A 26,662-nucleotide genomic window follows, 5' to 3' on the forward strand; every position below is an offset into this window, starting at 1 on the left:
CGTCCGTTATGAAATGACATCTTCGGCATTTCAGCACGCTCCACCAAGACGGCTTTAATCTTTCTTGGCGGAGAAAACAGAACGGGGACGCCAACCCGGCGTCCCCGCTTTTTACTGTCCTTACCCCGGCGGTGGTCTTCCCTGCCGTCCGGGACCGCCCTAGGAGCCCTCGCCGAGGGCGATCGCCTCGTCCACCTCGGCGTGGCGGGCGGCGAGCTCCGTCTCGTAGCGCTCGCGGTCCACGGCCTCGGCGATGTCCTCGTCCTGCTTCATGAGCGCCTCGAGGTCGGCCTTGGCGTTGTCCAGGACACCCATGTCGAGATAGGCCGCCTGCACCTTGTCACCCCAAAGGCCGACGTCCTTCACGCACGGGACGATCCGGGAGAACAGCAGCGACTGGTAGAGCGTGTACATGTCGGAGTTGTCGACGTACTCCATGCACTTGTCGACGGGCATGCCGAGCGTTTCGAAGACCTCCCGGCCCTTGAACCGGTCGCGCATCAGGTAGCAGCCCTCGACGACGAACTCCTCGCGCTCGGCGCGCTCCTTCTCGGTGAGCTCGGCGTAGTAGTCGCGGAGTGCGAGCCGTCCGAACGCGACGTGCCGCGCCTCGTCCTGCATGACGTACGCGAGCAGCTGCTTGACCAGCGGATTGGTCGACATGTCCCGGTACAGCCCGAACGCGGCGAGCGCGAGGCCCTCGATCAGCACCTGCATGCCGAGGTAGGGCAGGTCCCAGCGGGAGTCCTCCAGCGACTCGGCCAGCAGCTTCGCCAGGTCCTGGTTGATCGGGTAGTACGTGCCGATCTTCTCGCGCAGGAACCGCGAGTACAGCTCCACGTGCCGCGCCTCGTCCATGGTCTGCGTGGCCGCGTAGAACTTGGAGTCCAGGTCCGGGACGGACTGGACGATCCGCGCCGACACGTTCAGCGCGCCCTGCTCACCGTGCAGGAACTGGCTGAACAGCCACGCGCCCTGGTGCCGTCCGAACTCGTCCCGGTTCTCCTGCGACATCTTGTCCCAGATGTCCGAGCCGACGAGCGGGTTGAAGGCCTCGGGCAGCCCGGCGACGTTGTTCGGGTCGACCTCGAGGTCCCAGTCGATGCGCTTCTGCGCGTCCCACTGCTTGTCCTTGCCCTTCTGGTACAGGTTCAGCAGCCGGTCGCGGCCGTCGTCGTACTCCCAGGTGAACCGGGCGTCGCCGGACATCGGGACGTCCCAGGTCTCCTTCGGGACGGGCGAGACGTAGAAGTCGTACGAGGTCATGCCGGCCTCCCGGGACGTGGCCTCCCGCGGACCTCGGCGACCGCGGGTCGGCGCGGAGTGGTGCCGCCCACCGCTTTACATCACTTCGTAACATGTAAAGGAGCCCGCGAACAGACCCATTTCCCTCCGTCCGGAATCGGACCGGGACCCATGACAAAAGTCACCACGGGCTCACGACAACCTTCACTAACCCGCTGACCTGCGCGTTCCTAACGTTGACCCCATGGACGCCATCACGGTCACCAATGTCGCGAAAAGCTACGGAACGGTCCGCGCGGTCGAGTCGCTTGACCTGACCATTCCCGTCGGGCAGTCGCTCGCGCTGCTCGGCCCGAACGGCGCGGGCAAGAGCACCACGGTCTCGATGCTGCTCGGGCTGGCCCGTCCGGACGCGGGCGCCATCGAGGTCTTCGGCGACGCCCCGTCCACCGCGGTCGCGCGCGGACGCGTCGGCGCGATGCTCCAGGACGGCGCGCTCGTCGAGGGCCTCACCGTGAAGGAGGTCGTCGGGTTCGTCCGGGGGCTGTACCCCGAGCCGCTGCCGCTCGACGAGATCCTCGCGACCGCCGACCTCACCGACCTGGCCAAGCGCCGCGCCGACAAGCTGTCCGGCGGGCAGCGGCAGCGGGTCCGGTTCGCGCTGGCCATCGCGGGCGCGCCGAAGCTGCTCGTCCTGGACGAGCCGACCGCCGCGATGGACGTCGAGTCGCGCCGCACCTTCTGGGCGAGCATGCGCGCCTACGCGGCGGGCGGCCGGACGATCCTGTTCGCCACCCACTACCTGGAGGAGGCGGACGAGAACGCCGACCGGATCGTCGTCATGGCGTCCGGGCGGATCGTCGCCGACGGCTCCGCCGCCGAGATCAAGTCGCGCGCGGGGAGCCGGACCGTCCGGTTCACCCTCGGCGACCAGTCCGCCGCCGGGCTGGACCGCCTCACGGGCGTCACCGGCGTCGAGATCCGCGGCACCACGGCCATCCTGACCAGCACCGACGCGGACGCCACGACCGCCGGGCTCTACCAGAGCGGGCTGACCGTCCAGAACCTCGAGGTCCGCGGCGCGGACCTCGAGGAGGCGTTCCTCGACCTGACCACCGACCGCGGCTGACCTCTCCGGCCATCGAAGGGATCCTGTGATGCTCACCTATACGCGCCTCGAGATCGTGCGGCTGTTCCGCGACCGGCGCTTCACGTTCTTCACCCTCGCCGTCCCGGTCGGCTTCTACCTGCTGTGGGCGAGCGTCTTCAAGGGCGACGGCCCGGAGCCGAAGAGCGGCCTTCCGCTCGCGACCTACCTGATGGTGTCGATGGCGTCGTTCGGCGCGATCGGCGCCTCGCTGTCGGCGACCGGGCAGCGGTTCGCGGCCGAGCGCGCGTCCGGCTGGCTGCGCCAGCTGCAGACCACGCCGCTGCGCCCGTGGGCCGTGGTGGCCGGCCGGACGGTCGCCTCGATGTTCCTGGCGCTGCCCGCGATCCTGCTGGTCAGCCTGATCGCCTTCGCCGCCGAGGGCGTGCGGGTGAACGCGCTGCACTGGGCGCTGATGGTCCTGCTGATGTGGGTCGCCTCGCTGCCGTTCGCCGCGCTCGGCATCCTGATCGGCTCCCTGGTGGGGCCGGAGGCGGCGCAGCCGGTAACGCTTGGCTGCTACTTCGCGCTGTCCATTCTGGGGGGGTTGTGGATTCCGGTGAGCAAACTGCCGTCCACGCTGCGCTCGATCGCGGGCTGGACGCCGTCCAACCGGTTCGGGAACCTCGGCTGGACGCTGGTGTCCGGGCACGCGCCGTCGGTCACCACGGCGCTCGTGCTCGTGGCCTGGACGGTCGGCCTGGCCGCCCTGGCGGTCCCCGCCTACGGCCGCACCCTGCGGGCGCGCTGACCAGAAAGGGACGTAGCAGGAAATACTGGACCGGAAGGACTGGACCTGACTGAGCGGCCGCATCGAACCGGCCGGGGAAAGCGAGCCATGAGCGGGCTGATCAAGGAGACGATCGCGGGCGAGGACCCGGGGAGATCCCGGGCGCGCCGCGCCTTCTGGGCCTCGTTCGGGCTGATCTACCTGATCCCGGTCGCCAAGATCGTCAGCGGGTACCACGGGCCCCGGCTGGTGCTGGCCTCGCTCGCCCTGGTCCTGTACGTCGCGGTGTACGTGGCGACGCCGCTGAGCATGACGAGCTGGATGGAACCGGCCGGCCGGCGCACCTACGCGCTGGTCGGCCTGTTCGCGGTGCTCTGCACCGGGCTGCCGTTCGCGTTCGGCCGCGAGTGGGCCGGGATGCCGATCTACCTGGCGATCATCGTGGCGATGGCGCTGCCGCTGCGGATCGTCCCGTACGGGGTCGTCGCGGCGGCCGTGCTCGCCGTCGTCCAGTGCTGGCGGCTGGGCATCGACCGGGGCGGGCTGCTGACGGTCACGATGTCGACGCTGTCGCTCGGCCTGTTCATGTTCGCCTTCCGGCACGCCCGGACTCTCGTCGCGCAGCTCCGCGAGGCGCGCGCCGAGGCCAGCCGGCTCGCCGCGGCCAACGAGCGGCTGCGCATCGCCCGCGACCTGCACGACCTGCTCGGGCACAGCCTGTCCCTGATCGTCCTGAAGAGCGAGCTGGCCCGGCGGATGGCCGCCCGCGACGTGGACCGTGCCATCGCCGAGGTCAACGACATCGAGTCGGTGGCGCGGGAGGCCCTGAGCGACGTCCGCGCCACGCTCTCCGGGTACCGGCGCCGCGACCTGAGCGGCGAGCTGGACGGCGCGCGCGCCGTGCTCTCCGCCGCCGGGATCGAGCCGGTCGTCCGCACCTCCGGCACCCCGCTCCCGGAGGAGGCCGACGGGCTGTTCGGCTGGGCCGTCCGCGAGGCCGTCACCAACGTCGTCCGGCACTCCCGCGCGAACCGCTGCGAGATCGTCGTCCGCCGGGAGCCGGGCGGACGGCGCGAGCCGGGGTCGGCCGTCCTGTCGGTCACCGACGACGGGACGGCGTCCGAGGCCGCCTTCGTCCCGGGCAACGGCCTCACCGGGCTCGCCGAGCGCATCGACGCCGCGGGCGGCACGGTGACCGCCCGGCCGCGCCCGTCCGGGGGTTTCGCGGTGACCGCGCGCCTGCCGCTCACGCCGTCCGGTGGCTCCAGGTCGTCGTCCGGACGCGGTGCGGAGCGTCCGCAGCCGGACGGGACCGATCCCCCGGCGGACGGCGGGGACTCCAGACCGGCAGTAGGGTCGGCGTCGTGATCCGGGTGATGCTGGCCGAAGACCAGGGCATGGTGCGCGGCGCTCTGGCCACGCTGCTCGGGCTCGAGGACGACCTCGAGGTGGTCGCCGAGGCCGCGAGCGGGGCGGAGGCGGTGCGGCTCGCCGAGCGGGAACGGCCCGACGTCGCCCTCCTGGACATCGAGATGCCCGGCAAGGACGGCCTGACCGCCGCGGCCGAGATCCGCGCCGCCGTCCCGTCTTGCCGGGTGATGATCCTGACCACATTCGGCCGCCCCGGATACCTGCGTCGCGCCATGGAGGCCGGCGCCTCGGCCTTCCTGGTGAAGGACAGCCCGGCGCGGGAGCTCGCCGACGCGATCCGCCGCGTGGTCGCGGGCCAGCGCGTGATCGACCCGAACCTCGCGGCCGCCGCGCTCAGCGCGGGCCCGAACCCGCTCTCCCCGCGCGAGCGGGACGTCCTGACGGCGGGCGCGGACGGCTCGACCATCGCCGACATCGCCGTGCGGCTGTCCCTGTCGGAGGGCACGGTCCGCAACTACCTCTCGTCCGCGATCAACAAGGTGGGAGCGCGCAACCGCATCGAGGCCGTCCACACCGCGCGGGCGCAGGGATGGCTCTGAGCCCCCGCGACCCCCGGGCCCGCGCGCGCGGGCCCCGCCGAGCGGCGGCCGCACCCGGCCGCCGCTCCCTCCTCGGCCGCTCGCTCCTCCGCTACCGCTCGCTGCTCCGGCGCTCGCTCCTCCGCCGTCCCGGACGGCGGGTCGGCGCGCTGCTGCTCGCCGGAACGCTGGCGGCGGCCTGCCAGAGCGGCGACCCGGGGACGATCAAGGCGACGCCGGTCGGGCCCGCCCCGGCCGTGCCGCGCTGGGCCAGCATCGGCTGCGCCGGCGGGACGATCGCGACCGGGCAGCACGTGTTCCAGGGACGCGGCCTCATCGTGCGGGTCCCGGACAGGCAGCGGGACGACCCGCAGGACAGCGGGCCCATGCCGCTCATCCTCGACCTGCACGGGCTGGACTCGTCCGGGTTCGAGCAGGCGGTCTACGGACGGCTCGCCGACGAGGGCGCCGCGCGCGGGTTCGTCGTCGTCGAACCCGACAGCGCGCCCGGCCGCACCGGCTGGAAGCTCCCCGGCATGCCGGACGGCCGCGCCGACATCGGCTACGTGAGCGCGCTCCTCGACCACCTGGAGAAGGGCCTCTGCCTGGACCGCCGGCGCGAGTTCGCGGCGGGCTTCTCCAACGGCGCGGGCCTCGCGGCCGCGCTGGTCTGCGGCCTCGGCGGACGGCTCGCCGGGATCGCCGCCGTCTCCGGGCTGAACCTGACGCGGCCCTGCCCGCAGCCCGCGCCCACCACGATCGTCGCCTTCCACGGCACGTCCGACCCGGTCGTCCCGTACGGGGGCGGCGAGCCGTTCGGCGGGAACCGCTCACGGATCCCGTCCTGGATGGTCCCGTCGGACGGCTCGTTCGACCTCCCGTCCGTGTCGGCCTCGGCGGCGGCCTGGGGACGCGCGTTCGGCTGCGGGAAGACGGCCTCGGCGGAACCCGCGTCCGGCGTCCGGCACCGCGCCTGGACGGCCTGCCGCCGCGACGCCCGCGTGGACCTCTACACCGTCAGCGGCACGGGCCACGCCTGGCCGGGGTCGATGGCCGTGGGAGCGGGCGCGTCCACGAAGAAGATCGACGCGACCGCCGTGACCCTGGACGCCTTCACCAGCGGCACTCCGCGCTGGCGGGCCCGGCACGACCACCCGTCCACCGGGACGGCCGGCGCGGGCGAACACGACAGGAATGGCGAACACGACAGGGACGGCGTCCGCGGCGCGGGCGGGGAGCACGACTGGCGCGCGCCGGGCCCGGACGTGCCGCCGGAGATGACCTTCACCCCCAGCGCCGACGTCTCCCCCTGAGCGCCCCGCCCGGGGAGATCAGGCGGTGGTGATGTGGTCGGCGAGGTAGCCGTGGATGAGGCGCTCGGCCTCGGCGAGGATGTCCGGATCGCCCGCCGGGTCGCGGCGGAAGGCCAGCTTGAGGACGGCGTCGGCGGCCTCGACGGCGATCGCGAGGGCGCGCGCCAGGCCGGGCGTCTCGGTGATGCCGAAGGTGTCGACGATCAGCTCGCGGAGCCGGTCGGCGACGACCGAGTTGTTCTCCGCCCCCTCGTCCAGCAGCCGGACGTCGGCGACGTCGCCGAACCGCAGCACCCGGAACCCGGGGACGGAGCGGTGCATGTCCACGAAGATCTCGATGATCGCGCCGACCGTGTCCGACCAGTCGTCGAAGCCGCCGCCGCCGAGCCGCTCGGACACCCGCTGCTCGAACTGCTCCAGGTTGCGCAGCGCGAGCGCCTGCGCGACGGCGCGCTTGTCCGGGAAGAACTGGTAGACCGACCCGATCGCCACCTCGGCGCGCTGCGCGATGCGGGTCGTGGTGAGGCCGTCGTAGCCGTCCTCGTCCAGGATCTCCGCGCAGGCGTCCAGCATCCGCTGCACGCGTTCGGCGCTGCGGCGCTGGGCGGGACGGCGGCGGAGCGGGGTTCGGATGTCGGTCACACCCCCCATTGTCGCCCCTCCTCGCCGTGCCCGGACATGACGAAGCCGAGATCACACCCCGGCGGACACGCCGGACGTCCGTCCCGGGACCATCCGGCGGGAACGGAATCATCGGGGGCGGGGCCGGGTTCTCCGGGCAGGCACTTGTGATCAAGGAGAAGCGATGACGACCGAACAGACGATGCGGGCCGCGCTCGCGCACACCCCCGAGAAGCCGGCGGACGGCATCACCGTCGAGACCGTCCCGATGCCGGGTCCCGCCACGGGCGACGTGCTGGTCGAGGTCCGCGCCGTCGGGATCGTCCCGGACGAGCTGTCCTGGCCCGGCACCTGGGCCGACCGCGCCGGACGCGACCGCGCGCCGAGCGTCCCCGGGCACGAGGTCGCGGGCGTCGTCGCGGCCGTCCGGTACGGGACGACGGGCTTCGAGGTGGGCGACCGGGTGGTCGGGCTCGCCGACTGGCACCGCGACGGCGGCGCGGCCGAGTTCATCGCGATCGAGGCGCGCAACCTGACCCGGCTGCCGGACGAGGTGTCCTTCACCGAGGCCGCCGCGCTCCCGATCTCGGCGCTGACCGCGTGGCAGGGCCTGTTCACGCACGCCGGGCTGAAGCCCGGGCAGTCCGTGCTGGTGCACGGGGCGGGCGGCGGAACCGGCTCCCTCATCGTGCAGCTCGCCCGCGAGGCCGGGGCGCGCGTGATCGGCACCGGACGCGCCCGCGACGCCGACCTGGCCCGCGAGCTGGGCGTGGACGAGTTCGTCGACCTGGAGGCCGCCCGTTTCGAGGACGCCGGCCAGGTGGACGTCGTGTTCGACACGATCGGCGGTGACGTGCTCGCGCGGTCGGCCTCGGTCGTCCGTCCGGGCGGCGTCCTGGTGTCGATCACGGCCCCGCCGCCCGAGCTTCCCGAGGGGACGCGCGGCGTGGTCTTCATCGTCGAGCCGAACAGCGACCAGCTCGCCGAGATCGTCGCGCGCGCCGCCGACGGCCGGATCCGTCCGCGCGTGGGCGCGACCTACCCCCTCGCCGACACCCGCGCCGCCTTCCACGCCAAGGAGTCCGGAGTACCCGGAAAGGTCATCATCACCCTCTGAACCCGGCCGGGGGCGGTCGGCGTGGTCAGGCGGGGACGGAGTCGCGGTGGGCTCGGCGGTACTCGCTCGGGGAGACGCTCATCTCGCGGGAGAAGTGGGCGCGGAGGTTGGGCGCGCTGCCGAGGCCGCAGCGGGCGGCGACCGCGTCGACCGGCAGGTCGGTGCGTTCAAGCAGTTCGCGGGCGCGCAGGACGCGCTGGGTGAGCAGCCAGCGGAGCGGCGTCATGCCGAGCTCGGCCTGGAAGCGCCGGTGCAGGGTGCGGACGGTCAGCCCGGCGCGGGACGCGAGGCCCGCGACCGTCAGCGGCTCGTGCAGGTGCTCGACGGCCCAGTCCAGGACGGGCCCGAGGCCGTCCACGTCCCGGGCGCGCGGCATCGGCGACTCGACGTACTGCGCCTGGCCGCCGGACCGGTGCGGCGGGACGACCATGTGCCGCGCGACGGCCGTGGCCGTCTCCGCGCCGATGTCGTGCCTGATCAGGTGCAGGCAGAGGTCGACCCCGGCGGTGGCGCCCGCGCCGGTGAGCAGGTCGCCGTGGTCGTGGTAGAGGACGGCCGGGTCGACCGGGACACGCGGGAAGCGGCGGGCGAAGGTCTCGGCGTGCTTCCAGTGGACGGCGCAGGCTCGGCCGTCCAGGAGCCCGGCGGCGGCGAGGACGAAGGCGCCCGAGCAGAGGGACACGATCCGGGCGCCGCGCGCGTGCGCCTCGCGCAGCGCGTCGAGCAGCGGCTCGGACGGGTCGCGGCTCACGTCGGGGGTCGCCGGGACGACGACCGTGTCGGCGTCGCGGAGCCCGTCCAGCCCGTGCCCGGCGTGGACGCCGAACAGGCCGGGCAGGTCGTGGTGCCCGGTCGAGCCGCGCATCGGCACGTTCCGGGGCCCGCCTTCGGTGCATATGCGCAGGTCATACCAGGGGCCGGTGTGTCCGGGCGGCGGCGTGCCGAACAGCTGGCACGGGATGGTGACCTCGAAGACCGGCATCTCGTCCATCACGAGGACCGCGAGAAGGGACATGGCAGGAATCTAGCGCATCGCGTCATTTCTGCCACTCGTCCGGGATGGGCGGTCACGCCGACGCTGTGTCCATGAACATCAAGATCCCCGCTCCGGCGCCCCCGGCGTCCACGGCGTCCACGGCGTCCACGGCGGCCCCTCCTGCCCTCGCCACGCCCGCGGACCGCCGGAGGTGGTGGGTCCTCGGGGTGGCCTCGGCCGCGCAGTTCCTGGCGATCCTCGACCTGTTCGCGGTCAACATCGCCTTCCCCTCGCTGCGGGAGAGCTTCGGCGGGGCCTCGCTGGCGGACGTGTCGTGGGTGCTGAACGCCTACACGATCGTGCTGGCCGCGCTGCTGGTGCCCGCCGGACGGATCGCGGACGACGTCGGACGGCGGCGCGTCTTCCTGATCGGGATGGCCCTGTTCGGGATCGCGTCGGTCGCGTGCGCGGCGGCCCCGACGCTCGGGATCCTGGTGGCGGCCCGGGTCGTCCAGGCGATGGCCGGAGCGCTGCTGATCCCGACGTCGCTGGGGCTGGCGCTGCCCGCGTTCCCGCGCCGCGAGCACCCCACGGTCATGGGGATCTGGACGGCCGTCGCGGCGGCCGGGGCCGGGTGCGGACCGGTCCTCGGCGGGCTGCTGCTGCTCGCCGGATGGCGCTGGATCTTCCTCATCAACCTGCCGATCACGATCGGCGCGGTGATCGCGGGACGCCGCCTCCTCCCCCGCGACGAGCCCGCCCGCAAGGAAGCGGCCCAGGCAACGACCGCGCCGCACGCGGCCGCTCGAGGAACGAGCGAGGCCCGCGCGACCGGCCGGGAAGCGAATGAGGCGCGCGCGGGTGGTCGGGAGGCGGGGGAGCTGGTCGCGGAGGGGCGGAGGGCGGGGCGGGGGCTTGATCTTCAGGGGGCGGCGCTGCTGCTCGCGACCGCCGGGACGATGACCGCGCTGCTCACGCAGGGGCCGGGGTGGGGCTTCCCGTCCGTCCCGACGATCTTCAGCGCGGCGCTGCTCATGGTGCTGGCGCCGCTGCTGGTCGCGCGGCTGATGCGGGCGCGCGACCCGATCATCGACCCGGCGCTGTTCCGGAACCGGACGTTCGCGGTCGCGGTCGCCGGGGTCGGGCTCTACTACCTGGCGTTCGCGGCCGGGCTCCTGGCGACGACGCTGTACTTCACGCAGGTCAGGCACTGGTCGGCGGTCACGGCGGCGCTGGCGCTGGCGCCCGTCCCGGTGGCGTGCATGATCCTGTCCCCGCTGTCCGGACGGGTCGTCGGGCGGATCGGCGGACGCGCCTCGGCCGTCCTCGGCGGGCTCGCCCTCGCGGCCGGCGCGGCGTGGTGGGCGGTCGGCATCGGGCAGGGCTACGCGCTCGGCTACCTGCCCGGCGGGATCCTGTTCGGCGCGAGCACCGCGCTCCTCCAGCCGCCGCTGTTCGGGGCGTCCACCGCCCTGCCCGGCGACCGGATCTCGCTCGGCTCGGCGGTGCTGATGACCACGCGGCAGATCGCGTCCGCGCTGGGTGTGGCCGTGCTGACGTTCGTCCTGGGCGGCCGTCCGGTGATCGCGGACTACCGGCTCGGGTGGTGCCTGATGGCCGGGGCGGGCGTCGCCGCGGCCCTCGCCTGCCTCCGCTTCCGGCGCGCCTGAACGCCGTCAGCGAAGGGACTGGAAGAGCCGGTCGGCCGCGGGCTGCGTCCACTGGAGGCGGTTCGGGTCGCCCGGGTACGGGCCGACCGGGACCGTCCCGAGCTTGATCTTGCCGGTGTCCCCGACGCTCGACGACAGGTCGAACATCTGCTTCAGGCCGAGGTCCTTGTCGGTGACGACCGACTTGGACGCGGCGCGCAGGAAGGAGTAGAGGCGGGCCGGGTTGGTGAACTGGCCGCGCGCCTTGTCCGCCATCGCCGTCATGAGCTGCTGCTGCCGCTTGATCCGGCCCAGGTCGGAGCCGTCGCCGATGCTGTACCGGACGCGCGCGTACCCGAGGGCCTGCTCGCCGTTCAGCTTCTGCCGCCCGGCGGCCAGGTGCAGCCCGGCCTTGGCGTCGTCGATCTTCTCCGGGACGTTCAGCTCGACCCCGCCCAGCGCGTCCACCATGGACTTGAACCCCGCGAAGTCAATCTGGACGGCGTGGTCGACGCGGATCCCGGTGGCGGACTCGACGGTCTTCCACGCGCAGGCCAGCCCGGCCTCGTTGAACGCCGAGTTGATCATCCCGGTGCGGGCCGGGACGGTCGTGCCGGCGCCGCCGGGCGTCCGGCAGGCGGGGATCCGCACCATCGAGTCGCGCGGCAGGCTGATCCCGCGCACGTTCCTCCCGTCCGCGGGGACGTGGAAGAGGATCATCGTGTCGGTGCGGGCGCCCTCCTCCTTGCCGTACGCGGAGTTCGCGCCCTGCCTGCTGTCCGAGCCGACGACCAGGAGGTTCTCCGCCTGCGTCCGCTTGGCCGGACGAGGCCCGAGATCCTCGGCGCTGACGTGGCGGATGTTGCCCTCGACCTGCGAATACAGCCCGTATCCGGCGATCGGGAGGGCCATCACGGCCACCACGCCGAGCGGCACCAGCCGCCGGATCCGCCGACGCCGCCGCAACCGCCGCGTCCGATATCCACTCGAACGGCGCGGGGTGTCACGGTCGCCGCTGTCGCCCCCGCCGTCCGCGTTCCAGAACGCGTTCTCGCCGGACGCGTCGTCTTCCGTAGAAGATCCGATACCGGCGTCCGCATCGTTCGGGCTGGCCGGGTGGATGGTCCAGGCGCCGGTTTCGGCGCGGGCATGGTCGTCCGGGAAGGACGGTCCGTTCCGCTCGTGGCGTTCCCGCCCGTCCCCGTTGCCGACCATCGACGCCCCTCTTGTCCTCTGCTGGCCGAACGCGCTGGTCAGAGGGCATTCGGCGTGATCTTGTCCTCTCCTACGGCCGGGTTCGCGGTGGGACCGCGGGCGGCCCGGTCGACGCCCGCCCCCGCTGGGCGCCGTTCCAGGACGGCGGTGACGTCACCGCTCGCACAAGTAACGAACCGGACATCTCTCCTGTTCCTTCAGGGGCGCGCGGGATCCAGGACACGGCACGGCGGATTGACCGAAGAACGCCCTTGGTGCGCCGGGCATCGACCTTGGTCGCTGGTGACCGTCCTGGCCCGCCGGAAGGCTGGGGGCATGGACGATCCGAAGACATATGACGGGTTGATGTCGATCGTGTTCTTCGCCGGCTTCTACGAGGGGCTGCTGCCGTTCCCCGCCAAGTACTTCGGCTGGAAGCCGCTGCTCTCCCTGCCGTCCCGAATGCCCTCGCCGTCCTGGTGGATCGTGGCGGCGGCGGCCCTGGTGACCGCCACCGTCCTGCTGGTGATCCTCGACGGAGCCAAGAAGCGGCGCTTCCCAGACGCGTAACCCAAGATCACCCGGACCGACGCCCCAGCGCGGCCCGACGCGGCCCGGCGCGTGTCTCGGGGTCAGCCCGACAGGCGCCCGGGCCAGTCCAACACGCACCCTGGGGGCAGCCCGTTGCGCGATCTGGGGTCAGTCCGACGCGAGGCCGCCTCGGAGCCGTTCGCCCGTTCTGAGGATCATGCGGCCCACGGCCCGGTTGAGCCGCGGCGCGTACCGGTCGAGGGCGAGCGCGAGGTGCGCCTCGGGCGCCACCGGCACGAGCGGACGGTTGTTCCGGACGGCCCGGAGGATCGCCTGGGCAACGCGTTCGGGCGGGTAGCCCCGGCGCTCGAACGCCTTCGCCACGCCCTCGCGCAACCCGTCGGCCTGGGCACTCGACATCCCGACGTACCGGGTGCGGTGCGCGATACCGGTGTCGATCACTCCCGGGCAGATCGCGGAGACGCCGATGCCCTCGTCCGCCAGCTCCAGGCGCAGGCACTCGCTGAACTGGAGCACGGCCGCCTTGGTCGCGGAGTACGCGGCGACCTGCGCGCCCGGCGCGTACGCGGCCATGGACGCGACGTTGACGAGGTGCCCGCCCTCGCCGCGCGCGACCATCCGCGTGCCGAACAGGCGGCAGCCCCGGTACACGCCGTCCAGGTTGACGGCCCGGATCCGCGCCCAGTCGGCCTCGCCGGTCTCCAGCAGGGGCCCGGCCACCCCGATGCCCGCGTTGTTCACGACCACGTCCGGGACACCGAGGTTCTCCGTGACGTGCTCGGCGAACCGCTCCATGGCCTCGGCGTCCGCGACGTCCACCCCGTAGGGATGCGCTCCGCCGGGCGAGGGCGAGGCGGCGGAGATCTCGTCGGCGACGCGCTTGGCGGCGGCCTCGTCGATGTCGGCGACCACGACCATCGCGCCCTCGGCGGCGAACGCGCGGGCGGTCGCGCGGCCGATGCCGCTGCCCGCGCCGGTCACCACGACGAGCCGTCCGGTGTATTCGCCGCCGGGACGTCCGGCGGCCCGCGCGCGCACGAGGTCGGGCGTGTCCGGGCCGCCGGCGAGATGGTCGATGAACTCGGTGATCCAGTGCGCGAGCCGATCCGGATGGGTGCGGGCGACCCAGTGCCCGGCCGGGACGCGCCGGACGTACAGCGGGTCCGCGTGCCCGCGCGCCGAGAGCAGCACGTCCGGCAGCGCGTACCGGTCGCGGGTGGGGACGACCACCTGCACCGGAACCTGCGCGGTCGCGCCCCCGGCGGGCAGTCTCCGCAGGTTGGCGCGGTACAGCCCGAGTCCGTTCCGGGCGTCGCGGGCGAGCGTCGGCGCGGGATGCCCCGGCCTCGGCTCGCCGCCCTCGGCATGGGTCAGGTTGCGCGCGAACGTGACCGCCACGACCTTCGCGAGCGCCTCGCCCGCCTTGGGCGCGGCGAAGACCGGCATGTACACGCTGCGCCGCGCCTGTCCGAGCACCCGCGCCGTCCGCCGGGCCCGCGCCCGAGCCCGCTCTGCGCCCGCGACCATCGACCACCCATGCCCGCCCGCCGCCCCTCCGCCCCGACCACCGCGCCCTCCGTCGCGGACGCCGGGGCCTTGGTCGCGGGTGCCGAGGGTCTCGCGGCGGGCCCAGGCGGCGACGTGCCGCCAGTCGGGGCCGGAGATGGAGGTGAAGGACGCGATCCGGCCGCGGAAGGGCTCACCGTCCGGGCCGTCCGTCACGGCGGGCCAGCACTGGACGGATCCCCAGTCGTGCCCGACGAGGTGGACGGGCGCCTCGCCGCCGACCGCGTCCAGGACGGCGACGAGATCGCCCAGCAGCGTCTCCACGCGGTAGTCGTTCGGATCCTCGGGAGCGGTGGACGCCCCGGCCCCGCGCACGTCGTACGTGACGACGCGGAACCGCTCCGACAACGCCTCGGCGACCTCGTCCCACACCGCGCCGGTGTCGGGGTAGCCGTGCACGAGCACGACGGTGGGCCGATGGCCCTCACCCCGTTCGCGCACGGCCAGTTCGACGTCGCCCGACCTCACCCTGTGATCCCGCACCGCGAATCACCTTCTCCGTCGGAGGGTGTCCTTCCCGCCTGCCTCTTGCGAACCTACGCCTCGTTCGCTCCGGGATCGACCCTCAGGACCGGTTGGCGCAGGATGGTCAGTTCGCCGAGACTGAGGTAGATCTCGTGGTGCAATCCGCGCGGGACGATGTTCCGCTCGCCCATGAAGGCGTACATGCGGCCCAGCGTGGCGGGCTCGTCCGCGTAGGCGCCATGGTGCAGGACCTGCACGGACGGGCCCTCCGCGAACTCGACGAGCTGCACGCGCCCCGCCGCCGGAAGCTTCGGCCGGACGGCGTCCCGGGCGCGTTCCACCTGCTCGGCCGTGATCTCCCCGCTCGCCTTGAGGAACATGTGCCAGCGCCATTCGGAGCGCGGGACCTCCAGCGGCGGACGCTCGTCCTCCACCCACCAGCGCGCCTCGAGCGGCATGCCGGGCGTCCCCATCGCCGCGGCGACCGCGTACATCGCCTCGATCGCGGCGCCGTACTCGGGGCCCTCGGGGTCGCCGAGCCCGCTCACGGACAGGCCGCGGACGGCGTCCAGCTCGACGAGCGTCGGCTCGTCCGTCGCCGCGTACCAGGCGTCGGGCGCCGCGTTCCGCGCCCCGGGCATGGTCGTCGTCGTGTCGGGCATGGCCGTCGGGCCCCCGGGCGTGGTCGTTGGGGCGTCGGTCATCGTTCGTCCTCCAGTCGGATCTGCACCCGCGTCACCAGCGCTTCCGGTGGGGTGCGTTCAGGGTCGGCGAGGTAGGTCTCCCGGGTCGTCCCGCCGGGGGTGTGGCCGTGGTCGGCGCACCAGGCCAGCAGCCCGTGCACCACCAGCCCCACCTGGTCGAACGGCCCGACGTGCACGGCCGTCGCGAACGGCCCGCCCGGCAGGAGCTCGCACCGCGTCCCCGGCGGCGCCTCCGCCCCGTCCGGCAGGACGGCGGCGAGCGCGACGGGGAGCTCGTCGGTGGGCTCCAGCGGGAAGACGCCGATCATGGGCTCCGCGGACGCGACGCCCGCCAGCCGCGCCGCGCACCGCCCCATCGCCGGACCGACCTCGTCCAGCGGCGCGATGTCACGGGCGATCGCGACCGTGCGGCCGGGCTCGTCCACGACCGTGACCGACGGCGCGGGAAGCCCCTCGGTGAGGAGGCGTTCCAGCACGTCCAGGGCACGGCGGCGGCGCGCCAGCTCGGCGGCCTGCCGGTCCCGGACCTCGGTCAGCGGACCGGTCGGGTCGTCCTCGGCCAGGGTCCGGGCGATCATCGGCAGCGGGACGTCCAGCGTCCGCAGCAGCCCGATCGCGAGGGCGTCCCGCGCCTGCTCCGGCCGGTAGTACCGGTAGCCGGACACCGGGTCGACGCGCGCGGGGGCCAGCAGCCCGAGGTCGTCGTAGTGCCGCAGCCGCTTCACGCTCAACCGGCACAGCCGCGCGAACCGCCCGATCGGAAGGAGATCTTCGCTCACGTCCCCCACTGTGTCCTCTCCCACCATGGGAGAGTCCACTCAGACGTCGCCGACCTCAGGACGCGACGATCGCCGGGATTCGGCGGCTCAGGACGCGACGGCGCCGGGATTCAGCAGCCTCAGGACGTGACGACCTCAGGGATTCGACGGCTCAGGGCTCGGCGGCGTCGGGGTTCGGCGGCTCAGGGCTTGGCGGTGAGGCCCGTGCAGGCGCGCAGCCCGTTCCAGCGCTTGAGCTCGGCGGCCCCCGACGCTCCGGTCATCGGGATGGGGAGCCCGCCGGAGAGGTGCGCGGGCTTCCAGGCGGCGTTGGTGACCTTGCCGTCCGCGAGGCGCAGCTCCAGGACGCCCGACAGGCGGGTCTGCCCGGTCGTGTCGGGCTGCCCGGACACTCCGTTGAACACGAAGTTGCCCATCCCGTAGTGGACGTACTTGCCGTTCATGAAGCCGCCGCCCAGCGGGACGTGCGCGTGCCCGCCGATCACCATGTCCGCGCCCGCCGCGATCAGGGTCTTCGCGAGCGCCTGCTGCCGGGGCAGCGGGCAGTTGTGCATCTCCTGACCCCAGTGCAGGTGGACGATCACGTAGTCGGAGCCCTTCCTGGCCTCCTTCACCGCCTGGACGAGCCGCGGCACGTTCTTCGCGGACGCCAGGCCGCCCTTGGTCGGAGTCGCCGTCCACGCCTTGGCGAGGTGGTCGTCGAGCACCTGCGTCGCGCCGACGACCGCGAGCCTGTTGCCCTTCACGGTGAAGCGGCGCGGACGGAACGCCTCGTCCTCGTCCTTGCCGATCCCGACGACCGGGAAGCCGCTCTTCTTGATCGCGCGGAGGGAGTCGCGGAGGCCGGACTCCATGTAGTCCATGCCGTGGTTGTTGGCCATGGACACCACGTCCACCCCCGACGCCTTGAGCGCGGTGAACGCCGACGGCGGCGAGCGGAAGTGGTACTCCTTCTTCGGCGCGGGCGTCCCGCCGGTGGTGATCGCCGTCTCCAGGTTGAGCATGGTGAAGTCGGCGGACTTCAGCGTGGCGGTGATCGGGCCGAGCGCGGTGTCGGGCGAGGCGAGCCGTTTGCGCAGTGCCGAGCCCTGGAAGTGGGTGTCGCCGCCGAACGCGATCGTGATCGGCTCGCGCCCGTGCCCCTTCCCTGACTTGGGGGCGCCGCCGGGGCGCGAGTACGTCCCGTCCTTCGAGCCGTCCTTGCCGCCCTTGCCGTCGCTCCCGCAGGCGGAGGCGGCGAGCGCCACCGCGCATCCCACGGCCACCAGCGCGAAGCCCCGCGTCCGCCGCATCCGCCCGCACCTCCATGATCGTCTGGCCCAAGAATGACAGACGAGCCGGGCAATTCAGGTGATTTCCCCAGATGGGAGGCGTCTGGCACGGCCCTCTCTTTACCTGGTTTCACAAGAAACATCAGGGGTGCCGACCCGTACGAACCACACCTTGCGGGCATACAACCAGGGAAAAGAGCCAGAAACCTGGATGACTCGCTTCATTGAATCGATCGTGCCAGCACCTTGAAGCCCGGCATTTCGGACATCGCGGCGGCCGACCGGGTGGCACCGCCCACGCGGATCCGATGCAGCGACGAGCAAGGAGGAACGCGCCCATGTCCGACAAGCGCATCGCGACCACCGACACCGGCAACCCGGCGCCGAGCCTCGAGCACTCGCAGTCCGTCGGCCCGAACGGCCCGCTGCTGTTCCAGGACCAGTTCCTCATCCAGAAGATGGCCCGCTTCAACCGCGAACGGGTGCCGGAACGCGTCGTCCACGCCAAGGGCGGCGGCGCCTACGGCGTCCTGGAGATCACCGAGGACGTCAGCCAGTTCACCAAGGCCAAGCTGTTCCAGAAGGGCGCGCGCACCGAGTCCTTCGTCCGGTTCTCCACGGTCGCGGGCGAGATGGGCTCGGCCGACTCCGCACGCGACCCGCGCGGCTTCGCGATGAAGTTCTACACCGAGGACGGCAACTACGACCTGGTCGGCAACAACACGCCGATCTTCTTCATCCGCGACCCGCAGAAGTTCAGCGACTTCATCCACAGCCAGAAGCGCCGCGCCGACAGCCACCTGCGCGACCACAACATGCAGTGGGACTTCTGGACGCTGTCACCGGAGTCCGCGCACCAGGTCACCTTCCTGATGTCCGACCGCGGCACCCCCGCCTCCTGGCGGAACATGCACGGCTTCGGCTCGCACACCTTCCTCTGGTACAACGCGTCCGGCGAGAAATTCTGGGTGAAGTACCACTTCAAGACCGACCAGGGCATTCGGAACTTCACCGACGCCGAGGCCGCCCAGGTCCAGGCCACCGACCCCGACTCCCACATCCGCGACCTGCACGACGCGATCAACCGCGGCGAGTACCCGTCCTGGACGGTGAACGTGCAGATCATGGCGTTCGAGGACGCCGCCGACTACCGGTTCAACCCGTTCGACCTCACCAAGGTCTGGCCGCACGAGGACCACCCGGAGATCACCATCGGCCGCTGGACCCTCGACCGGAACCCGGAGAACTACTTCGCCGAGGTCGAACAGGCGTCGTTCGAGCCGTCCAGCTTCGTGCCGGGCATCGGCCCGTCCCCGGACAAGATGCTCCAGGGACGCCTGTTCTCCTACCCCGACACCCACCGCTACCGCATCGGGCCGAACTACCTGCAGCTCCCGGTCAACCGTCCGAAGAGCCCGGTCCACAGCTACAACTTCGACGGCCCGATGACCTACCGGAACCCCACCGACCCGGTCTACGCGCCGAACTCGGCCGGCGGCCCGGTCGCCGCCGACCCGGACACCTGGGCGGGCGAGTCCTACGAGGTCGCGGGCGAGATCATCCGGCACGCCTACGAGCTGCACCGCGACGACGACGACTTCTCCCAGCCGCGCGCCCTCTGGGAGAGGGTCCTCTCCGAGACCGACCGCGACCACCTCGTCTCCAACATCGTCGGCCACGCCTCCACCCCGGAGGTCACCGCCGACATGAAGAAGCGGGTCGTCGAGTACTGGCGCAACGTCCACAAGGACCTGGGCGACCGGGTCTCCAAGGGCCTCGGCGCCTGACACGCGAGGCGCCCCCCGACGACACCCGCACCACACCCGAAAGACCGACACCCGCGCCACGACCGAAAGACCGTCGCCCGTCCGCCACCGGCACCCCGGCGGCGGACGGGCGCTGTCCAAGAAACGCTCGCACCGCCTTGCGCCGCGCAATCGCTGGCACGCTCTCGTCCGGATCCACCGCCACCAGCCGCGCCCGCGACTCGGTCCGGCCCACCCGAAACAGTGTCGCTGTCGCGCCGCTCGCGACCGCGCACTGCTGTCGGCGGCCACCAAGGAAGTGGGACGCCGGGCCGACGGCCGCGAAGTCAGTGGCGCGTGAACCTGCGCGTCCCCTCAACGTCCTCCCTGGACCCGGTGTCCTCACCGAGTCCGGCGGAATCGGCGGATGACTCCAACGCACGCCCCCGCCCTTCCTCGGACGACTCCAAGGCGCGGGCCCGTCCTCCGCCGTCATCGGACGCCTCGACCTCGCGGTCGCCGCGCTCCTCGGACGCCTCGGGACGACCGCCGTCGCCCGAGCGTCGGTGAACAGCGGACCCGATATCGCCGCCGAAGGCCTGCGTGATGGCCTCCAGCGCGGACGTGACCTCGCTCGGAATGACCCAGAACGTGCTGTTCGGCCCTTCGGCCAGCTTCGGAAGCGTCTGCAGGTACTGGTAGGCGAGCAGCTTCGGATCGGGATCAGCGCGATGGACGGCCGTGAACACCTTCTGGATGGCGGTGGCCTGGCCCTCGGCCTCCAGGATCGCCGCCTGCTTGCCGCCCTCGGCGCGCAGGATCGCCGCCTGCTTCTCACCCTGCGCAGTGAGGATCTTGGACTGCCGCGCGCCCTCCGCCGTCAGGATCGCCGCGCGCTTCTCCCGCTCCGCGCGCATCTGCTTCTCCATCGCGTCCTTGATGGACGTCGGCGGCTCGATCGCCTTGATCTCCACGCGGGTGACGCGAATGCCCCATTTGCCGGACGCGTCGTCCAGCACGCCGCGCAGCGCGGTGTTGATCCTGTCCCGGGAGGTCAGCGTGGCCTCCAGATCCAGGGTCCCGATCACGTTGCGCAACGTGGTCGCGGTGAGCTGCTCGATCGCCTTGATGTAGTTGACGATCTCGTAGTCCGCCGCCCGCGGGTCGGTGACCTGGAAGAACAGCACGGTGTCGATGTGCACCACCACGTTGTCCTCGGTGATCACCGGTTGCGCCTTGAACGACACGACCTGCTCACGCAGGTCGATCAGGGCCTTCACCCGGTCCACGAACGGCACGACGAAGGTGATGCCCGGTTCCAGCGTCCGGTGGTACCGGCCGAGCCGCTCCACGTTCCGCGCCCGCGCCTGGGGGATGATCCAGACCGTCCGGATGGTCGCGGTGACCAGCACCGCGACCCCCGCGAGCAACACCACCAAGGCGATGACGACGTCCGTCATGGCTCCACCTCCGGGATCCGGGCCGGTCCCACCGGATACAGCAGTGCCGTCGCGCCCTCGATCGCGAGCACGTCGACGGTCGCCCCGGCGGGGATGACCAGGTCGGGGTCGTAGGGACGGGCCGTCCACTCCTCGCCGCCGATGCGCACGCGCCCACCCGTCCGGCTGACCTCCGTCAGCGTCACGGCCTCGCGTCCGACCAGGGCCGCCGTGCCCGACCGCATCTTCGGCGGCTGCCGGACGTGCCGCCGCGCGAGCGGCCGCACCACCCCGATCCCGCCGACCGCGACCACAGCGAACACCACCGCCTGAAGCACGACGGGAAGCCCCGCCGCGGCCGTCAACCCGGCCGCGAACGCCGCCACCGCGAGCAACCCGAGCGCCAGCGTCAACGTCAACAGCTCAGCCACACCGAGCAACGCCGCAGCCAGCAACCAGGCGACCCACGCCCCCATTCGCGTCATCTCCCAGAGGCGGTCGATGTCCTCCCTTTCACGTTAACTCCGCCCCACCCCCTCTCAAAGGCCCCGCCCCAGCCCCCGCCACCTAAAACAACCTGCAAAAGCCCCCAAAACCACCCGCCAGGCCAAGGCGCAGCCAGCCCGGCGTAGCGCGCCCGCTAACCAAAACGAACACCAAGGCCCCAACGGCCGCCGAGCACGCGCAGACAGGGCACCAGCGCGAACCACAGGGGGCACGACAGACGGCGTGACAGCGCCGCAGGCCCCACGAATGCAGGCATGCGCCTCGCACAGCCAGCACGTCCCGGCCTCCCGAGGGCCTCGATCACCCAGGACCGGGCGTCCCGCGAACCTTGGGACCTGCCGCGAAATCAAGGCCCGGGTCGCCGGGGCAAGGCGGCCCGCGATCATGAAACCTGGCGCGGGGGCGAGACGAGGGCTCGCAAGAGCGTGAGACACCGGAGCCCGGCGTCCTGCGGACATTGAGGACTGCCGCGGGGGCGAGGCGGACGCTCGAGAGGAATGTGAGTCACCGGACCGACATCCCGCGGGGAAAGGGACTCGCGTGGAGGCGAGGCGAAGGCTCGCAGAGCACGGGTAGCCCGGGCCAGGCCCCCCCGGACCTGGAGGCTGGCGCGAGGGCGAGGCGAAGGCTCGCGGAAGCGCGGGACACCAGGGCCAGCGTCCTGCGCGCTTGGGGCTGACGTGTACGGGGGCGGAGGGCGGGGGCACTGGGCTGGACGGCCTGCGGGCTTGGGTTGGCGCGGCGCGGTGGGGGCTCGCGAGGGGGGCACTGGGCTCCGGTGTCCTGCGGGCATGGGGGGTGGGGTGGAGGGGCGGCGAGGGCTGGGCGGGGGATTTGGGGTGGTGGGCTTGGAGGACTCGGGGATGGGGGCGGGAGTCGGTGGCGTGGGGGGTGGGGGCGGAGCATCATGGGGGCGGGGTCGGTGACAAGGAGTACGGGCATGGGCAGCCGCGCGGTGTATCGGACTTGTCCGCTTTGTGAGGCGCTCTGCGGGTTGGAGCTGACCGTGGACGAGGCGGGTTCGATCACGTCCGTGCGGGGGGATCGGGAGGATCCGCTGAGCGCGGGGTTCCTGTGTCCCAAGGGGGCGACGTTCGGGCGGCTCGACGGGGATCCGGACCGGCTGGACGGGCCGCTGGTGCGCGGAGTGCCGGCCGGATGGGACGAGGCGTTCTCGGTCGTCCGGGACGAGCTGGCCGGGGTGATCGCGCGGTACGGGCGGGACGCGGTCGCGATCTACGTCGGGAACCCGACCGCGCACTCGGTGGCCGGGCCGCTGTACGGATCGGCGCTGATCAAGGCGCTGGGCACGCGGAACGTGTACACCGCCAGCACCGCCGACCAGATGCCCAAGCATGTGAGCTGCGGGCACCTGTTCGGGGATCCGCTCGCGATCCCGGTGCCGGACCTCGACCGGACCGACCATCTGCTGATGCTCGGCGCGAACCCGCTGGAGTCGAACGGGTCGCTGTGCTCGGCGCCCGACTTCGGCGGACGGCTGAAGGCGATCCGGGCGCGCGGCGGACGGGTCGTCGTCGTGGATCCGCGCCGCACGCGGACGGCCACGCTCGCCGATGAGCACCTGTTCGTCCGGCCCGGCACGGACGCGCACCTGCTGATGGCCCTCGTCCACACGCTGTTCGCCGAGGAGCTGACGGCGGTGCCCGGAGGGCTGCCGCTGAACGGGCTGGACGAGCTGCGCGCGCTGGTCGTCGGGTTCTCGCCCGAGCGGGTCGCGCCGATCACGGGCGTCCCGGCGGAGGTGATCCGGCGGACGGCGCGCGAGCTGGCCGCCGCCGAGCGCGCCGCCGTATACGGCCGCATCGGGACGTGCACGCAGGAGTTCGGGACGCTCGCGAGCTGGCTCGTGGACGTGCTGAACGTCCTCACCGGCAACCTCGACCGGCCGGGCGGCGCGATGTTCCCCCGGCCCGCGCACATGCCGGTGTACCGGCGGCGGCGTCCGTTCACCACGGGCCGCTGGCGCAGCCGGGTGCGCGGGCTGCCCGAGGCCATGGGCGAGCTGCCCGTCGCGACGCTCGCGGACGAGATCGAGACGCCCGGCGAGGGCCAGATCCGCGCGCTGATCACGGTGGGCGGCAACCCCGTGCTGTCCGCTCCCGACGGTGCCCGTCTCGACCGCCTCCTTCCCTCTCTCGACCTGGTGGTCAGCGTCGACCCGTACCTGAACGAGACGACCCGGCACGCGCACGTCGTGCTGCCGCCCCCGCGCCCCGCGCAGACCCCGCACTACGACCTGGCGCTGCTGGCGTTCACCGTGCGCGACTACGCCCGCTACTCGCCGCCCGCCGTGCCGCTCCCGGACGGCCGCCCGGCGGAGACGGAGATCCTCGCGCGGCTGGCGACGATGGCCGCCGGGGCGGGCGCCCCTTCGGCCGGGATCGACGCCTCCCCCGCCGACCTCGACGAACTGGTGATCATGTCCACGCTCGGACGGGCGGTGGCGGCGCCCGGCTCGCCCGTCCACGGCCGGGACCCCGGCGAGCTGCGCAAGATGCTCGCGGACGGGTCGTCCTCCACCGAGCAGCGGCTGGACATGATGCTGCGGCTCGGCCCCTACGGCGAGGGCTTCGGCGCGGACCCGGACGGTCTCACCCTCGCCCGGCTCCGCGACGAGCACCCGCACGGCGTCGACCTCGGCCCCCTCAAGCCACGGCTGGACGAGGTGCTGTGCACCGCGTCCGGACGTGTCGAGCTGTGCCCGCCCGCGTTCGCCGCCGACATCGACCGGCTCGCCGCCGCCCTGGACGCCCCGCGCCCCGACCTCGTCCTGATCGGGCGCAGGCAGCTGCGCTCGAACAACAGCTGGCTGCACAACGTCCCGGAGCTGCTCGGCGGCTCCAACACCTGCACCCTGCACCTGAACCCGGCCGACGCCGAGCGCCTCGGAATCGCCGAGGGCGCCCGCGTCCGCGTGACGTCCCGCACCGGGGCCGTCGAGGCGGTCGCCTCCCCCACCGACACCGTCATGCCCGGTGTCGTCAGCCTCCCCCACGGCTGGGGGCACGACCTCCCCGGCACCCGCACGCGGGTCGCCGCCGCCCGCCCAGGCGTGAACGTCAACGCCATCACCGATGATCGGCTCATCGACCCCCTCTCTGGAAACGCCGCCTTCAACGGCGTCCCCGTCACCCTCACCCCGCTGCCCTCACCCCTGTAAAACGTCCGGGCCCCGCGGAACGTTGGGGCCGTCCATCAAGATCTTTCAGTCGGCCCGGCCACCGCGCCCGATGCCGTTCAGCGGAGCCCGGCCGGCCCGCTGCGGAACGGCCACCCGGCGTCCAACCTGCGGTGATTGATTGGTTTTGTCCTGGTACTGGACGGTCGATACCGGGTTTAGGCCCCCTTACCCACAGGTAGGAATCCCCTCGGCATGGACGGTCCGTCTAGGCGAAGGGCAACGACGGCGGGTCGGCCCGTCCGGCCGGCCACCTCATGTGGTCGCGGACGGGACGGCGACGGGCGACACCAGCGGCATACGGGGTCGCCCAAGACGGGCCGATCGCCGGGGACGGACGGTCCGGCCACCGAAACCGGAGCCGAACCGAAATCCGGAGCCAATCGGAACCGGAGCCAATCGGAACCGGGCCGGGACCGGACCGGGCCGGGCCGGGACCAGACCGGGCCGGGCCGGGACCAGACCGGGCCGGGCCGGGACCAGACCGGGATCAGACACCAAGAAGACCGGTACCACCGGAGCCGAGACCCATCGGAGCCCTCCGGCGCCGGATCCGTCCGGAGCCGGAACGCGAGGCACGCACCCGAGGAGGGGACGACCTTGAACCGACGGACGAGCAGCATCTTCCGGCGCGGCCCCCGACCGCAGGTCAGGACGCATCCGGTGGACGTGGCCGAGAACCTGGAGCACGCGGGCTTCCTGGACCGCGCCATCCGAACGATCTCCATGGGCGTCGCACGGGTGCTCCCCGTGGGACCGGTCAAGGACGCGCTGCACGGCGTCCCGGTCGGGCATCCGGCGCATCCGCCGCTCACCGACCTGCCGATGGGGTGCTGGGTCTCCTCGGCCGTCCTCGACCTGGTCCCCGGCACGCGGCGCGCGTCGTCCGCGCTGGTCGCGGTCGGACTCGCCGGGGCCGTGCCGACCGCGCTGACGGGCATCGCCGACTGGTCCGCCCTGCATCGCGAACAGCAGCGGGTCGGACTCGTCCACGCGATGGGCACCGCCGCCGCGAGCGCCCTGTACGGCGCGTCGCTGGTCGCCCGCCTGCGCGGCCGGGACGCCGCGGGCCGCACCCTGGGCCTCGCGGGCCTCGGCGCGCTGTTCGCGGGCGGCTACCTCGGCGGACACCTCGCCTTCCGGCAGGCCGCCGGCGCCAACCACGCCGACCAGGTCTCCCACCTGGTCTCGCTCGGCTGGCACGACCTGTGCCCCGCCGACGACCTCCCGGACGGCTGGCCGGTGCGCCGCGCCCTCGGCTACATCGCCCTGTTCGTCCTGCGTGAGGGGGACGACATCCACGTCCTGACCGACCGCTGCAGCCACCTCGCCGGCCCCCTCCACCAGGGCCGGATCACCAACGACGACGACGGCGACACCTGCGTGGTCTGCCCCTGGCACGGCAGCACGTTCCGCGTCGCGGACGGTTCGGTCGTCCACGGCCCCGCGACCAGCCGCCAACCCGCCTTCGAGAGCCGTGTCAGCGAAGACGGCATGGTCCAGGTCCGTCCCCTTTCCTGACCCGCCCGCGACGCCTCAGCCACCATGGCCGGCACTGACGGCCTCGCAAGCGAAGGCGCAGAGCCAAGGAGCACTTCCGGGCACTCAGGACGCGTTCACGACCGCGTAGGCAGGAGATACCACTCGTCCACGCGAGCCAACGCGGTTCCCAACGGCGTAGGCAGGAAACGCCCACGCGGACATGCCCACGACCGACGCCTGCGCCTCTCCGGCGTGACCGCATGCTTTCCGTGCGGAGCAGGCGGTCATTCCTTGGTGCGCGTGCGCGTGCGGGGAAGAAGGGCGGCTGCCGCGATGAGCCAGAGGGTGCCGCCGAAGCGGACGACCGGGACCAGGTAGACGAAGCCGTAGACGGCGAAGCTCACCGACGACAGGACGCCGACGACGGCGATCACCAGCCCGAGGACGGCGAGCGGGCGCGGCAGGAGGCGGGCGACGAGGCCGGGCACGGAGACACCCGCGATGAGCAGGGCGAACGTGACGGCGAAGCCCGGCCCTCCGGCGGCGAAGGAGAGGTCGGCGAGGACGCGGGCGAGCGCCGGGCTCGCGTCGTGGCCGAGGCGCGCGCCGGTCCAGGCGAACATCCCCGACAGGGACAGCGCGGACGCGGCGAGGACGCCGCCGGCCAGGGCGATCGCGCCGCCCGGCGCGTTGACGGCGAGGGCGCGCAGGCGCCGGTGGAGGAAGCCGGCGGTCACCGTCAGCGGCATCGCCGAGGCGATCAGCAGGAACGCGCCCACCTTGATCTGCGTGGCGTGGCCCAGGTCGTGCCGCAGGACCTCCGCGGCGGAGGCCGTCGGCTGCGGCGTGGACGCGTTGACCGCGACATACGCGATGGTCAGCGCCACATAGGCCAGGACGGGGACGAGCAACGGCGGCCCATGCGGAGGGCGGCGACGCGTGGCGGCCGGGGTGGCCTGTTGGGACGCGGTGGTCATGTCAGCTCCTAGAATCGTTCCGTCTCGATAATGAT

General features: G+C 72.7%; 22 protein-coding genes. 11 read left to right on the forward strand and 11 right to left on the reverse strand.

The annotated features are described in order from the left end of the window. Positions 1-159: 159 nt before the first annotated feature. Entirely contained in the window at positions 160-1,266 is a 1,107-nt protein-coding gene (locus AB0L06_RS10315; protein ID WP_500230651.1) for a ferritin-like domain-containing protein, read from the reverse strand. A 223-nt stretch (positions 1,267-1,489) separates the two neighbouring features. Between AB0L06_RS10315 and AB0L06_RS10320 the strand changes: the two genes are divergently transcribed. From AB0L06_RS10320 to AB0L06_RS10340, 5 genes are all read left to right on the forward strand, one after another. Next, on the forward strand, positions 1,490-2,374 hold the full coding sequence (locus tag AB0L06_RS10320; protein ID WP_500230652.1) for an ABC transporter ATP-binding protein: 885 nt from the start codon (positions 1,490-1,492) through the stop codon (positions 2,372-2,374). Positions 2,375-2,402: 28 nt separating this feature from the next. Further along, positions 2,403-3,143, forward strand: coding sequence for an ABC transporter permease (locus AB0L06_RS10325; RefSeq protein ID WP_500230653.1), 741 nt, complete (start codon positions 2,403-2,405; stop codon positions 3,141-3,143). A gap of 87 nt (positions 3,144-3,230) precedes the next feature. Then, on the forward strand, positions 3,231-4,490 hold the full coding sequence (locus AB0L06_RS10330; RefSeq protein ID WP_500230654.1) for a sensor histidine kinase: 1,260 nt from the start codon (positions 3,231-3,233) through the stop codon (positions 4,488-4,490). Further along, positions 4,487-5,092, forward strand: coding sequence for a response regulator transcription factor (locus tag AB0L06_RS10335; RefSeq protein ID WP_500230655.1), 606 nt, complete (start codon positions 4,487-4,489; stop codon positions 5,090-5,092). The genes AB0L06_RS10330 and AB0L06_RS10335 overlap by 4 nt, the downstream gene beginning before the upstream one ends. Beyond that, positions 5,083-6,384, forward strand: a complete 1,302-nt coding sequence (locus tag AB0L06_RS10340; protein WP_500230656.1) for a CE1 family esterase — start codon at positions 5,083-5,085, stop codon at positions 6,382-6,384. The genes AB0L06_RS10335 and AB0L06_RS10340 overlap by 10 nt, the downstream gene beginning before the upstream one ends. An 18-nt stretch (positions 6,385-6,402) precedes the next feature. On the opposite strand, the gene AB0L06_RS10345 is transcribed toward AB0L06_RS10340, so the two are convergent. Further along, the gene (locus tag AB0L06_RS10345) at positions 6,403-7,026 is read right to left on the reverse strand and encodes a TetR/AcrR family transcriptional regulator (RefSeq protein WP_500230657.1); all 624 of its coding nucleotides are present in this window, start codon (positions 7,024-7,026) and stop codon (positions 6,403-6,405) included. Between the two features lie 163 nt (positions 7,027-7,189). On the opposite strand from AB0L06_RS10345, the gene AB0L06_RS10350 reads away from it, so the two are divergent. Continuing rightward, positions 7,190-8,122, forward strand: a complete 933-nt coding sequence (locus AB0L06_RS10350; protein ID WP_500230658.1) for an NADP-dependent oxidoreductase — start codon at positions 7,190-7,192, stop codon at positions 8,120-8,122. A 25-nt stretch (positions 8,123-8,147) separates the two neighbouring features. Here the strand turns inward: AB0L06_RS10350 and AB0L06_RS10355 are convergent, their stop codons facing one another. Continuing rightward, complete coding sequence (locus AB0L06_RS10355; protein ID WP_500230659.1) at positions 8,148-9,137, reverse strand: GlxA family transcriptional regulator; 990 nt, start codon at positions 9,135-9,137, stop codon at positions 8,148-8,150. 71 nt (positions 9,138-9,208) lie between these two features. Here AB0L06_RS10355 and AB0L06_RS10360 point away from each other — a divergent pair, with 71 nt between their 5' ends. Further along, positions 9,209-10,768: an MFS transporter gene (locus AB0L06_RS10360; protein ID WP_500230660.1), complete on the forward strand. Its 1,560-nt coding sequence runs from the start codon at positions 9,209-9,211 to the stop codon at positions 10,766-10,768. Between the two features lie 6 nt (positions 10,769-10,774). Here AB0L06_RS10360 and AB0L06_RS10365 read toward each other — a convergent pair whose 3' ends face one another. Next, positions 10,775-11,962, reverse strand: a complete 1,188-nt coding sequence (locus AB0L06_RS10365; RefSeq protein WP_500230661.1) for an LCP family protein — start codon at positions 11,960-11,962, stop codon at positions 10,775-10,777. A 315-nt stretch (positions 11,963-12,277) separates the two neighbouring features. Between AB0L06_RS10365 and AB0L06_RS10370 the strand changes: the two genes are divergently transcribed. Next, positions 12,278-12,511 (forward strand): hypothetical protein, encoded by a 234-nt coding sequence (locus tag AB0L06_RS10370; protein ID WP_500230662.1) that lies wholly within the window; start codon positions 12,278-12,280, stop codon positions 12,509-12,511. Between the two features lie 129 nt (positions 12,512-12,640). Here AB0L06_RS10370 and AB0L06_RS10375 read toward each other — a convergent pair whose 3' ends face one another. The 4 genes from AB0L06_RS10375 to AB0L06_RS10390 all read right to left on the reverse strand — a co-directional run bounded on the left by AB0L06_RS10375 (position 12,641) and on the right by AB0L06_RS10390 (position 17,299). After that, complete coding sequence (locus tag AB0L06_RS10375; protein ID WP_500230663.1) at positions 12,641-14,542, reverse strand: SDR family oxidoreductase; 1,902 nt, start codon at positions 14,540-14,542, stop codon at positions 12,641-12,643. Between the two features lie 53 nt (positions 14,543-14,595). After that, on the reverse strand, positions 14,596-15,228 hold the full coding sequence (locus AB0L06_RS10380) for a GyrI-like domain-containing protein (RefSeq protein WP_500230664.1): 633 nt from the start codon (positions 15,226-15,228) through the stop codon (positions 14,596-14,598). Continuing rightward, positions 15,225-16,007, reverse strand: a complete 783-nt coding sequence (locus AB0L06_RS10385) for a MerR family transcriptional regulator (protein WP_500230665.1) — start codon at positions 16,005-16,007, stop codon at positions 15,225-15,227. The genes AB0L06_RS10380 and AB0L06_RS10385 overlap by 4 nt, the downstream gene beginning before the upstream one ends. A 182-nt stretch (positions 16,008-16,189) precedes the next feature. Then, the gene (locus tag AB0L06_RS10390) at positions 16,190-17,299 is read right to left on the reverse strand and encodes a CapA family protein (protein WP_500230666.1); all 1,110 of its coding nucleotides are present in this window, start codon (positions 17,297-17,299) and stop codon (positions 16,190-16,192) included. 317 nt (positions 17,300-17,616) lie between these two features. Between AB0L06_RS10390 and AB0L06_RS10395 the strand changes: the two genes are divergently transcribed. Further along, the gene (locus tag AB0L06_RS10395) at positions 17,617-19,065 is read left to right on the forward strand and encodes a catalase (RefSeq protein WP_500230667.1); all 1,449 of its coding nucleotides are present in this window, start codon (positions 17,617-17,619) and stop codon (positions 19,063-19,065) included. A 305-nt stretch (positions 19,066-19,370) separates the two neighbouring features. Here the strand turns inward: AB0L06_RS10395 and AB0L06_RS10400 are convergent, their stop codons facing one another. Both AB0L06_RS10400 and AB0L06_RS10405 read right to left on the reverse strand, forming a co-directional pair. Further along, entirely contained in the window at positions 19,371-20,483 is a 1,113-nt protein-coding gene (locus AB0L06_RS10400; RefSeq protein WP_500230668.1) for an SPFH domain-containing protein, read from the reverse strand. Further along, the gene (locus AB0L06_RS10405) at positions 20,480-20,938 is read right to left on the reverse strand and encodes an NfeD family protein (RefSeq protein WP_500230861.1); all 459 of its coding nucleotides are present in this window, start codon (positions 20,936-20,938) and stop codon (positions 20,480-20,482) included. The genes AB0L06_RS10400 and AB0L06_RS10405 overlap by 4 nt, the downstream gene beginning before the upstream one ends. A 971-nt stretch (positions 20,939-21,909) precedes the next feature. Between AB0L06_RS10405 and AB0L06_RS10410 the strand changes: the two genes are divergently transcribed. Both AB0L06_RS10410 and AB0L06_RS10415 read left to right on the forward strand, forming a co-directional pair. Further along, the gene (locus AB0L06_RS10410) at positions 21,910-24,150 is read left to right on the forward strand and encodes a molybdopterin oxidoreductase family protein (protein WP_500230669.1); all 2,241 of its coding nucleotides are present in this window, start codon (positions 21,910-21,912) and stop codon (positions 24,148-24,150) included. 618 nt (positions 24,151-24,768) lie between these two features. Further along, complete coding sequence (locus AB0L06_RS10415) at positions 24,769-25,689, forward strand: Rieske (2Fe-2S) protein (RefSeq protein WP_500230670.1); 921 nt, start codon at positions 24,769-24,771, stop codon at positions 25,687-25,689. A 245-nt stretch (positions 25,690-25,934) separates the two neighbouring features. Here AB0L06_RS10415 and AB0L06_RS10420 read toward each other — a convergent pair whose 3' ends face one another. Next, positions 25,935-26,627, reverse strand: a complete 693-nt coding sequence (locus tag AB0L06_RS10420) for a hypothetical protein (protein WP_500230671.1) — start codon at positions 26,625-26,627, stop codon at positions 25,935-25,937. Between the last annotated feature and the right edge of the window lie 35 nt (positions 26,628-26,662).

The organism is Spirillospora sp. NPDC052269 (assembly GCF_040679435.1).
Taxonomy (GTDB): Bacteria; Actinomycetota; Actinomycetes; order Streptosporangiales; family Streptosporangiaceae; genus Spirillospora.

Bases quoted from the DNA above. Each gene is read 5' to 3' on its own strand.
- AB0L06_RS10355 (WP_500230659.1), bottom strand. From the start codon at position 9,137: ATGTCCCTTCTCGCGGTCCTCGTGATGGACGAGATGCCGGTCTTCGAG.
- AB0L06_RS10410 (WP_500230669.1), top strand. From the start codon at position 21,910: ATGGGCAGCCGCGCGGTGTATCGGACTTGTCCGCTTTGTGAGGCGCTC.
- AB0L06_RS10395 (WP_500230667.1), top strand. From the start codon at position 17,617: ATGTCCGACAAGCGCATCGCGACCACCGACACCGGCAACCCGGCGCCG.
- AB0L06_RS10325 (WP_500230653.1), top strand. From the start codon at position 2,403: ATGCTCACCTATACGCGCCTCGAGATCGTGCGGCTGTTCCGCGACCGG.
- AB0L06_RS10405 (WP_500230861.1), bottom strand. From the start codon at position 20,938: ATGGGGGCGTGGGTCGCCTGGTTGCTGGCTGCGGCGTTGCTCGGTGTG.
- AB0L06_RS10320 (WP_500230652.1), top strand. From the start codon at position 1,490: ATGGACGCCATCACGGTCACCAATGTCGCGAAAAGCTACGGAACGGTC.
- AB0L06_RS10330 (WP_500230654.1), top strand. From the start codon at position 3,231: ATGAGCGGGCTGATCAAGGAGACGATCGCGGGCGAGGACCCGGGGAGA.
- AB0L06_RS10380 (WP_500230664.1), bottom strand. From the start codon at position 15,228: ATGACCGACGCCCCAACGACCACGCCCGGGGGCCCGACGGCCATGCCC.
- AB0L06_RS10390 (WP_500230666.1), bottom strand. From the start codon at position 17,299: ATGCGGCGGACGCGGGGCTTCGCGCTGGTGGCCGTGGGATGCGCGGTG.
- AB0L06_RS10370 (WP_500230662.1), top strand. From the start codon at position 12,278: ATGGACGATCCGAAGACATATGACGGGTTGATGTCGATCGTGTTCTTC.
- AB0L06_RS10365 (WP_500230661.1), bottom strand. From the start codon at position 11,962: ATGGTCGGCAACGGGGACGGGCGGGAACGCCACGAGCGGAACGGACCG.
- AB0L06_RS10400 (WP_500230668.1), bottom strand. From the start codon at position 20,483: ATGACGGACGTCGTCATCGCCTTGGTGGTGTTGCTCGCGGGGGTCGCG.
- AB0L06_RS10350 (WP_500230658.1), top strand. From the start codon at position 7,190: ATGACGACCGAACAGACGATGCGGGCCGCGCTCGCGCACACCCCCGAG.
- AB0L06_RS10360 (WP_500230660.1), top strand. From the start codon at position 9,209: ATGAACATCAAGATCCCCGCTCCGGCGCCCCCGGCGTCCACGGCGTCC.
- AB0L06_RS10420 (WP_500230671.1), bottom strand. From the start codon at position 26,627: ATGACCACCGCGTCCCAACAGGCCACCCCGGCCGCCACGCGTCGCCGC.
- AB0L06_RS10340 (WP_500230656.1), top strand. From the start codon at position 5,083: ATGGCTCTGAGCCCCCGCGACCCCCGGGCCCGCGCGCGCGGGCCCCGC.
- AB0L06_RS10315 (WP_500230651.1), bottom strand. From the start codon at position 1,266: ATGACCTCGTACGACTTCTACGTCTCGCCCGTCCCGAAGGAGACCTGG.